The organism is Blautia sp. HCP3S3_D9 (assembly GCF_052063845.1).
Classification (GTDB): Bacteria; Bacillota; Clostridia; order Lachnospirales; family Lachnospiraceae; genus Blautia_A.
On sequence record NZ_JBQHWS010000218.1, the window covers coordinates 1 to 3,333 of the forward strand.

Consider the following 3,333-nt stretch of genomic DNA (forward strand, 5'->3'; position numbering starts at 1 on the left):
TGGACCCGGGTTTTATTAATACATACAGGACATCGTATATCTTGCAAAAAATTTTGAAATAGCAACTGGTATTTTTGCGACAGATCAGAAAGATTTTTCATGGAATAGCGTCGTGAAGTTCTATTTTACGAAGTCCTGTAGGTAATTCTTCTTTAGGATGGTGTCTGCAGTTTGTTTTCTAATTTCAGGAAGAAAAATCTAAAATGGTATTGCCACAAAAAGAAACCTATGCTAAAATACTTGTCGAAACTGGTTCGTGAACCTCCCAGTATAAAAAACTAGGCAAAGTAAAAATGGAAAATCAGGCTGCTGTTGCTGCAGTCTTTTTGCTGATGCTTTTGTTTATTGGAGGTGATAAACAAAAGCATTTTTTATTTTGACCACCAGTTGGAAAGGAAAATAATGGAGAAAAGAAAAGTAATCATTGACTGTGATCCGGGGATTGATGACAGCCTTGCTATTATGCTTGCGCTGAAATCTCCTGAGATTGAGGTGGTTGGAATCACGATTGTCTGTGGAAATTCACCTGTTGAAATGGGAGCCGGAAATGCAAAGAAAGTTCTGAAGCAGATGAACAGACTGGATGTTCCTGTGTATATCGGCGAAAGTAAACCTTTAAAACGTGACTATGTGAACGCGCTGGATACTCATGGAGAAGATGGACTTGGTGAGAGTTTCCTGCCTGAAGTAGAGGGTTGGCAGCAGGAAATGGGAGCCGTGGATTTTATGGCTGATATTTTGAAAAGAGAAACGGTTTCTGTGATCGCATTGGGACCGATGACAAATCTTGCAACACTGATCCAGAAAGACAGAGAGGCATTTTGCTGCATAGAGGAACTGGTATCTATGGGCGGTACATTTAAAAGTCATGGAAATTGCTCTCCTGTTGCTGAGTATAATTACTGGTGTGATCCGGATGCGGCGGCACTGGTGTATGCTACAACACATGAAATCGGTAAAAAGATTCATATGATCGGACTGGATGTGACAAGAGAGATTGTCCTCACTCCTACTCTTCTGGAGTATATCTGCAGATTGAATAAAGAAACCGGTGAATTTATAAAGAAAATTACGAAGTTTTATTTTGATTTTCACTGGGAATGGGAACATATCATTGGCTGCGTGATCAATGATCCTCTTGCAGTTGCGTATTTCCTAAATCCTGCGATCTGTGAGGGATTTGAGTCTTATGTACAGATTGAAACAACGGGAATATCTCTTGGTCAGTCAGTGGTAGACTCTATGAACTTCTATCGAAAGACTGCAAATACAAAGGTATTGACGGAGGTAGATGTATATGCATTTTTCCAGTTATTCCTTTCACGGATCCTTGACATGGAACCGGGAGAACTGGATATTTTACAGGATTTGATTTAAAGGAGTGCAAATGAATATGATGAAGACAGAAAAAATCACCGGAAAAATGACAGCATATAAGATTTGTCTGATTGCTTTTGCTATCTGTATTAATTTTGTAGGTGGACAGATTGCTTTACTTTTGAAACTTCCTATTTATCTGGACAGTATTGGAACAGTGTTTGTAGCATCCATTCTGGGACCGTTTTATGGAATGCTTCCGAACTTACTCAGTGGTCTGTTAATGGGAATGACTGTTGATGTTTATTCTTTGTATTATGCGCCTGTTGGAATTGTACTTGGTTTTGTGACTGGTCTTGTATACAGAAAATGGCAGCCGAAAAAATGGTCGATCCTTCCTGCTGCTGTTGTGATCACACTTCCATCTACACTGATCAGTTCCTGTATTACTGCGTTTTTGTTTGGTGGAATTACATCCTCAGGATCTTCTATTTTAGTTCAGATTCTTTCCAAAACACCGCTTGGAATGGTAGGAAGCTGCTTTATTGTCCAGTTTATTACAGATTATGCGGACAGAGTCTTGTGTCTAGCAGTATCTGCAGTTCTTATTACAGCATTGAATAAGAGCATGAAAGGAAGTCTTGTCAGATAAAAGAAATTTAATTTTTCTATGTAAAAGTAATAATAAGATAAAAATCGGGAAGAAAACGATGTAACTGGATTTCTTCCCGATTTTTTTATGTCATACAAAATATTTATAAAGCTTTCTGTACGCACTCCTCAATATATTCCATTCCCAATTCTGTATTTAATGCAAGGTCAAAGCTTGCAGACATTCCCCATATACGTCCTGTATAATAGCGGTAATTGTCCGCGCGACGTTTATCTTCTTTGCGAATCTGCTGTTCTGCTTCTTTTGAGGTTATATTTAATTTCTGCATAATACGTTTGATACGTGTTTCCAATGGTGCGCTTAAGAATATTTTCAGTACATTTTTATGTTCACGGAGAATATAATCAGAGCATCTTCCGATAATGATACAGTTTCCTTTCTTAGCCAGATCTTTGATAACATTTGATTCTGCTTCGAAGATCTTATCCTTTGGAGCTTCCTCTTCTCTGCTTCCATATAAATACATCTGGTTTACGAAATCATATAACAGACTGTTTGTCATAGTCTCTTCTTTACGGCGGATAAATTCGGAGGTCATGCCGGTGGTTCCGGCGATCATTTTGATGATTTCCTGATCATAGAATTCGTATCCCAGTTTTTCTGCCAGAGCTTTTCCAACATCATGTCCGCCGCATCCATACTGTCTGCCGATAATGATTACATTTTTATGTGCTGTATTTTCTTCTGCATTGGATTTATCAGAAGTCTGGGTTTCGTTCCTGTACTCTTCCAGAAACAGGTATGGCTTTACGAATTCCAGTTTCTTTCCGAACAATCTTGCGATAAAACCAACCAGTAAAGCTGCAATAACAGTACCTTCACGCACACCGTTTAATCTGCCGGAGAAAATAAAAGAAAGAACACCTGCAATAATTGTCATAGAAGAATCAAAGATGATCTTGGTTGTTCCGAAATTTGTATGCCAGGTCTGGACAATTGCGCGGACAAAAGATTCGCCCGGAAGCATAACAACATCTGCTACTACTTCGATGTAGACACCAAATCCAAGTACAAGACATCCAAGGAGCAAAGCAATCACTTTCATAAAATAATTCTGTGGATTTACCCAGAAAAACAAATACATGGTAAGGTCAATGAAATATCCAAATGCGATGGATACAGGAATCTGAAGAATATTCTCTATCTTAAAGTTTTTTCTTAAAATGAGAATCTGCAGTGCGATCAGCAGCAGACTGAAGATGATCGTGAAATTTCCCAGTGTGAAAGGAAAATTCAAACTTCCAAACATGCCGGGCGGCATGCTCTCCTTTCGTCGTTCCTGCCTTCCGGCGCAAACAATGCATGAATCCAGCCAGTTTACAGTTTATTCTTTTTCCCTTCCA

At 38.9% G+C, this 3,333-nt stretch carries 3 protein-coding genes and 1 riboswitch; of the genes, 2 read left to right on the forward strand and 1 reads right to left on the reverse strand.

What is annotated here, in order from left to right; all coding sequences use genetic code 11:
* The first annotated feature begins 243 nt into the window (after nucleotides 1–243).
* Nucleotides 244–288, forward strand: a riboswitch (PreQ1 riboswitch).
* A 114-nt stretch (nucleotides 289–402) separates the two neighbouring features.
* Both ACTNES_RS20120 and ACTNES_RS20125 read left to right on the forward strand, forming a co-directional pair.
* The gene (locus ACTNES_RS20120; RefSeq protein WP_291810793.1) at nucleotides 403–1,377 is read left to right on the forward strand and encodes a nucleoside hydrolase; all 975 of its coding nucleotides are present in this window, start codon (nucleotides 403–405) and stop codon (nucleotides 1,375–1,377) included.
* A gap of 16 nt (nucleotides 1,378–1,393) precedes the next feature.
* Nucleotides 1,394–1,969, forward strand: coding sequence for an ECF transporter S component (locus ACTNES_RS20125; RefSeq protein WP_441040501.1), 576 nt, complete (start codon nucleotides 1,394–1,396; stop codon nucleotides 1,967–1,969).
* A 103-nt stretch (nucleotides 1,970–2,072) separates the two neighbouring features.
* Here ACTNES_RS20125 and ACTNES_RS20130 read toward each other — a convergent pair whose 3' ends face one another.
* Complete coding sequence (locus tag ACTNES_RS20130) at nucleotides 2,073–3,239, reverse strand: DUF6198 family protein (RefSeq protein WP_441040502.1); 1,167 nt, start codon at nucleotides 3,237–3,239, stop codon at nucleotides 2,073–2,075.
* Between the last annotated feature and the right edge of the window lie 94 nt (nucleotides 3,240–3,333).

Coding starts and splice junctions, on each gene's coding strand:
- ACTNES_RS20120 (WP_291810793.1), top strand. CDS start 403: ATGGAGAAAAGAAAAGTAATCATTGACTGTGATCCGGGGATTGATGAC.
- ACTNES_RS20125 (WP_441040501.1), top strand. CDS start 1,394: ATGATGAAGACAGAAAAAATCACCGGAAAAATGACAGCATATAAGATT.
- ACTNES_RS20130 (WP_441040502.1), bottom strand. CDS start 3,239: ATGTTTGGAAGTTTGAATTTTCCTTTCACACTGGGAAATTTCACGATC.